Raw genomic sequence first — 6,158 nt, 5'->3', positions numbered from 1 at the left:
GGCGCCGGGAACCTTACGTTCCCGGCGCCCACACCCCAGCTGTTCATACCTCAGCAGGGTTCAATTTAGAGGCGGAAGAAGCCTTCCACCGCGCGCGTCATGTACACCATATCGTCCACATGGCACATCTCGCGCATCGATAGGTATAACAACCCACCTATAATATTTGATTGCGGCGAATAGCATCAAGAGGACTCGATACTATCGTCAGCAATAGGAATGTGAACTGCCAGATTATTCGAGGCTTCTACACCAGATTCAACAGAGAAAAACCAAGGATCATAACTCATCCCCGTAGAAGGTAGATTAATTCTATTATGAGAGGTCGATGCAGTAATAAGCACTCCTTTGCAAATAACTCCTAGCTCAATACGAATATAACTACCCGCTGGAATGGAAGACCCAAAGATAATACGGCACTCAGATTCAACATTTTGCTGCTGAAGAGTAACCGGAAATTTACTTTGTTGACCATACGCATATATTTGACCCGTATCTTGCGCAAGGCCGGAATCACTCACCATGGGAGGAATAATATGACAATCCAGAATCTCGATCCCCTCAAAGGCTGATGCATCATAGGAAACCCGCACAAAAGAGCCGTCAGGTACAGCGCCAGGCCCACCGGAGGTGACAGTTAACGAAGTAGGGATAACCATCGTTTGGCGGGGAATATCCTGCTCAAAAACATAATGATCTAAATTTATATGCCGCCAAGTTACCCCCAGCTGCGCAGACCACGGAGCGGTTTCGAAAATAGCAGGTTCAGGCATGTCTATTTTAATAATAGGGTGGTCTTCTAGAGCCAGTGATACATGAGAAATATCAGGAATAGCACGTGAATACCCCGGAGTAAGGATTGCACTTTGAGGTGGACGCGCATATGCATAGATGAATCGATAAGAGTGCCCTGCACGAAGGATGTCTCGAATAGTAATCTCTGCACTACCCCGAGCAAAATCCAAGGCTCCAGAAGTACGAATATACTCAGAATCTGACAAGGGATTCTTGAGATTACTAGGAGGTTTATCTTCCAGAAACTCAGGAAGCTGAGCATACTCATAGTATTCAGGATCCCATTTGAGCGTGAGAGTAGGGTGACTGCTAGGAAAAATAGTCACACTAGGCGTAATGATAATACCCAAGGTGACCGGGATGGATACAAACTCCCGGAGGTTAAGGGGTAGTAGATTAGTCTCCATGCTAGGCAGCGGTTGCATCGAAGCGGGTCCAAGGGAATCCCCATGATTCCTCTCCGATGCGTACGCAATATTTGGTAACGCAACAAGCATAGGGGCAACAGTCAGAAATGTACGACGACTAAGAGAGTTCAAAATATCTCCTTAATATTAAAGGCAAACCAAAGATAATCCAAAATATATTATTTTCAAATAATATGGTTAATGAACATGAATTAGATGAATGATGCGGATAAAACTCCTAATATAATCCCATGAACATAAAAGGAATAAACACATCCCAACAAATACAAGCAATGCAAATACAGAAGAAATCCAATAGTTCCACCTAGGGAATACAATAAAAACTAATAGAAAAACGGTGCATGATACAATATCAGGACCCAGTAGGATAAAAGCTTGTAGGTCATATGGCCACAATATCTTGCGTTCATACTCTATAGGAAAATCACAGGGGCTCATAAAATTATCTTTTACAAGATTATAAGTCGTATATAATTTAAAAATTAAATACAGCGAGACTGTCCAAAAAATACCTAAACGAAACTTCATACCCAGCCATATACTTAAAACTTGAGGTAACCCACCAAGTACAGCTGCCACTATAAATAAAAATATAAGGTCATGATAGTTACTTTGCACCCCAGTACACGGTGAAATGAACCTGTAGGAACTTATATAAAGCGTAGCCGGAAAAGCATACAAAAAAGGTAACATAATAAGAATTAATATGTATAAAATTACCTTCTCATTAACAGAGAATGGCTTGCTCCTAAGAGTCATATTTACATACCCTTCCCATAATCAAAGAATCATAATACTCCTCAGCCATAATATTTGCCTGGGCAAGACTCGGGTATGTACTAACATCCGATGCCGCTTTATACATACGGTCAATTGCATCATTTACCATTGAAGATATAATTCCTTTCTTTTCAAGAAGAATTCGGATAGGACGATTGCCATTATAAATAGATGAGAAAATTCTCTTAACTTCCTCTTTTCTACCACCAAATCGATACTCAGCAAATTTTTTGAGTCGAATTCGAGGAGGCTGCGCATACAACTCTCTTAGCGCTTCAGATAATTTCTTCTCAGGAGCAGATGAAAGAATTAATGCCAAAAGCCATGCATCACAGTCAGCGATAAAATCTGCATACCCAAACTTTGATACTCCGGTAGATCCAATTTTCTGACGAATAAACATCCTGAAATCTCCTCGGGGTTCCTTTTCCCATTCATCCCACAGGGAGAGAAGATCAAGACCCCATCCACCTATATCCCCAAGAGGGATTTTGAAGTACTCACGCTTTAGCCCCCATTGAAGATATGCAATTGTAGAAACTGCAAAATGTTTGTAGTCTCGACAATTGTTAGCACCCCAAGTAGAAGTATTTTTAACATGCTCATCCAAATCGAACCTATTATCGTTTAATGCAAGACTATTTGGAGTATAGAACATCCATACCCCCATTTTTTCATCGAATCCCCAATAGCTACCCTGCCGCGCTGCATGGAGAATACTAAACGCACTATACGAGCATCTGTGCATCATACCGCCAGGAGGAGGTGCTGTCGGAATATTTGGGGCAGCATCATATCCTTCTTTGTAGTATTGATCAAAAATAACTTCACATTTTACTACCCATTCAAAAAATTTATCAAACTCAGAAACAGCACTTCCACCCTGGCCATTAGTATCGACTGTTCCACCCCAAACAGGAGGGGCAACTATCCTGGAAACATCAACGCCTGCATTATCCCGAGATACCGCTACACGGTCTATGCTTCCACGCCTCGGACCAAATACACCTTGCACCTCGATTACCTGATTAAAATCCCAGCCATCGGGCAGAACGAATCCCATGTTCCCACTAAATCCCCATGACATACCAGATACAAATAATCCATGTACTAGACCAAGGCTACGCAAGACCCCACATACATTTCGTGTACCATAAACACCTGCACGGTACGAGCGGGAAGAGGGAACAGACTCTAGCGCAGATTTTACTCCCTTAAAATAAGCAGCGACCGGACCAGAAATCTCGTCACCAACAGGGTCAAAATCTACCGCAAAATAAATAACAGCTCCAAAAGGCAATCCCAAGACACGACCCCTAACAAGAGCCTCCAGACCTTGTTCATACCCTAAACTGTAGCTCATTGACTCAAGGGAGTCATTAGACCTTTGGTAGATAGGAAATAAGCGCAATCCAGCATCAGAGATATTTTTGAATTCCTGAGCTCGGATGTATTTTTGTCCTGGCCCAACTAGGTACCGGCCAACATGAGTATAGCCAGCTGCACGCATTTGTTTTGCTTCAGAAGCAGTAATAAAAACGTTTGTGTCTAGTCCCTTCAGCACTCGATCGGTATCTCCGTTAGAAGCAATAATCTCGCACCATGTTGTATAATCACACAACCCGCTAACATGCAAAGCTGCACGACGCTGGAAATTCTGGACTTCACGCACAATATCACCGTCGAATTTACCCGAAAGGGAAACAGTACGGTGTCCATTAAATCTCAGACCAATTTGTGCAAGAAACACCCACGTACCAGATGAACCTTGTCGTAAGGCAGGCTGCTGACGTAAGTTTTTTCTTGTTGTTGGGCCGAACCATCCATTAGCTATATTTTTTAACCCCAGCTCATACTGCACTCCGTATACAAACGAAGAGAGAGTACGCCGAGAAAATATGCCGTCAGTAGGGCACAGTTCATAGCTGGCTTCAGACCAGTACTTACCATTCAGCCACTGCTGGCCCTCTCGGATTTCTTCGTAAGATGCAGGAGCTCCCTGATATTGTGGGCGCACGTATGCATCCATTGATAGCAAGGAAGCCATAAGTTTGGCGTTCACATCACGGCTACGGAGATTAGGCGGCAGACCTATATCTTGTTTGATTTTTACGATTGAGTCAGAAAATTCCTCAAATCGAATGAGAAAAGCGTCCTTAGGACCCTTAGGAAGTTTAGTAGTATCCGCCCCTGCATATCCTTTGCACCACAAGGCCCCAGAGAGAATGGCTAGGATACTCGCGTGGACTCCTGATGTCTGGTTGAGATTACCAATCTTTAGATTCCACAATGATGTTGTGGTTTCTCCGAAACGAGACGAGAGGTCTTTAATACCAAGCTCTATCTGAAGTGCTCGGGTGAGCGCAGCGATAGTAGGCCATCCGGTGTTTCCAGTTTCCGGCGCATTAACCCACCCTGGATGGGTCTTATAGGTCCGGTTTAGCCATCGTTGAGTGTCGAGTACACGATGATCCATAAATGTTGCTTTACCTTTCTGAACTACCCAATACCAACATAGAGTGCAGTTCGTCATCAAGAGAAAATCTCTATACAGACTCCAAATATCCAATATTTTGGCTTGTCATTGCCGTAATTATAGCCACTTACCAACCTACTGTCTACGGTTTCTGTTTATTTTTAAAAACCAACATTTCCCATTGACAGGTAGTCAACTAGGTAGCTAGAGTATCAGTATGGAAAATATCTCTCGTAAACAATTTGTAATTGGATCAGGTCTCAGCATGCTGGCTGGCATGATGGGTATGCCCAACGCAAATGCTGCCCAGCCCCAGGAGTCTTCTGAGAACTTTGAGGCGATCCTCCATCATGGCGCATACTTCCCGACTGAAGAAGAATTGAGGTCTGCTGGCCTCTCGGAAGCGGAGATTGACAAGTACCGTGCAGTGCTGCGTTCCGCCCCTTCAGAAGTTCTCGAAGCAAGTCGTCTGAACCGAGAAAAAAGTGCCTCAGTGACTTCTAAGCCTGTTCAGCAGGAAGGTAATAAGAAAGCAAAACCTTACTTCAAGACATCGTTCGTTCTCAGGTTCCCTAATGGGTCTATTCGCCGCATTAGGCAGTCAGGAACTGTCAATGTTGGAGGAGTTGAAGTTGATGCTTTCAACCCCGGTACGTTGCATACTTCTCGTGTTCTGTACCGTGATCCTTACGGGCCTAACTACTTTATTTGGGGTATCTGGCGACATGGTAATTACTGGAATTACCTTCCCCGCTACCATGCACAGACTTACTCAGCAACCCACTACACCCTTATTCTTCAGGTAGAGCTGAAGTAAGGATTCCAAAATGAAGCTACATAATACTAGTTTTATTATTCTGAGTTGTTTTCTACTTGCCTCCTGCGGTAGCTCCACCAGCACAGCATCCAATACTCCCGCACCCTCGAACACGACTGTAGCTTCCTCCCCGTCAGCAGCAAGCTCCACCGGGTCTGCCTCCTCTTCCGCGACGAAGAAGACGTCTACCCCCTGCCTTGAACCTGACGAAGCTGCGAAAGCTGAAACCCTCAAGCAGCAGGAAGCCATCAGCGCCGACCGCGGTACGGCACTGCCCTCCTATGTCTCCGCGCGGCATGTTGTGCGCAACCAGGCGAACTTCCCCACCCGCGCCGAAGCTGAATCGGCAGGAGCCGAGTGCCTGGCGCTGTACGAGAAGAACAAGGCCGATCACGCCTACGCCGCGGCGTGGGTGCGCGCTATCGATGACAATAACGTGGCAAGCGGAAAGGTAGCCTCCGGCCCGCGCGCTGACGTCCAGAGCGCAGACCCCTACAAGGCAAGCAACTACGTCGACATTCGAGAGGGTAAGGAGTACTTCCCGACCCGCCAGGAGCTGCTCGCGGCAAACTACCCCGAGAACTACATTGTTGCTTTTGAGGCGTGGGCGCAGCAGGCACCTGCTGACGTGAAGCAGAAGAGCGACGCGAACCGTGCGGCGGCTAAGGATACGCGCTGGTCTGAGGTGGTAACCCTGCCCAACCCCGACAACCCCGTCTAATCTGAGTCTGTCTCATCTTAAAAATAGTTGTGGCGGTGACCGTTGTTCGGTCACCGCCACAACTGTTATACGGCTCAGGTTAGGGTAGGAGCGCCAACCCAAACTCAATAATGATTAGCGCAATAGCACACGCGAAGAGTA

The 6,158-nt window shown here is 45.7% G+C and carries 4 protein-coding genes; 2 read left to right on the top strand and 2 right to left on the bottom strand.

The features are described 5' to 3' along the window. Window positions 1-185: 185 nt before the first annotated feature. The gene (locus RWL87_RS08875; protein ID WP_313969640.1) at window positions 186-1,334 is read right to left on the bottom strand and encodes a hypothetical protein; all 1,149 of its coding nucleotides are present in this window, start codon (window positions 1,332-1,334) and stop codon (window positions 186-188) included. A 637-nt stretch (window positions 1,335-1,971) separates the two neighbouring features. Continuing rightward, window positions 1,972-4,536, bottom strand: coding sequence for a glycoside hydrolase domain-containing protein (locus tag RWL87_RS08870; protein ID WP_313969639.1), 2,565 nt, complete (start codon window positions 4,534-4,536; stop codon window positions 1,972-1,974). Between the two features lie 160 nt (window positions 4,537-4,696). On the opposite strand from RWL87_RS08870, the gene RWL87_RS08865 reads away from it, so the two are divergent. Further along, window positions 4,697-5,296 carry a hypothetical protein gene (locus RWL87_RS08865; protein WP_313969638.1) on the top strand — a complete coding sequence of 200 codons (600 nt, stop codon included), beginning with the start codon at window positions 4,697-4,699 and terminating at the stop codon, window positions 5,294-5,296. 10 nt (window positions 5,297-5,306) lie between these two features. Further along, window positions 5,307-6,017 (top strand): hypothetical protein, encoded by a 711-nt coding sequence (locus tag RWL87_RS08860; RefSeq protein ID WP_313969637.1) that lies wholly within the window; start codon window positions 5,307-5,309, stop codon window positions 6,015-6,017. Window positions 6,018-6,158: the final 141 nt, after the last annotated feature.

Source organism: uncultured Rothia sp. (assembly GCF_963555405.1).
Classification (GTDB): Bacteria; Actinomycetota; Actinomycetes; order Actinomycetales; family Micrococcaceae; genus Rothia.
This window is presented reverse-complemented; position numbering and strand designations above follow the sequence as displayed.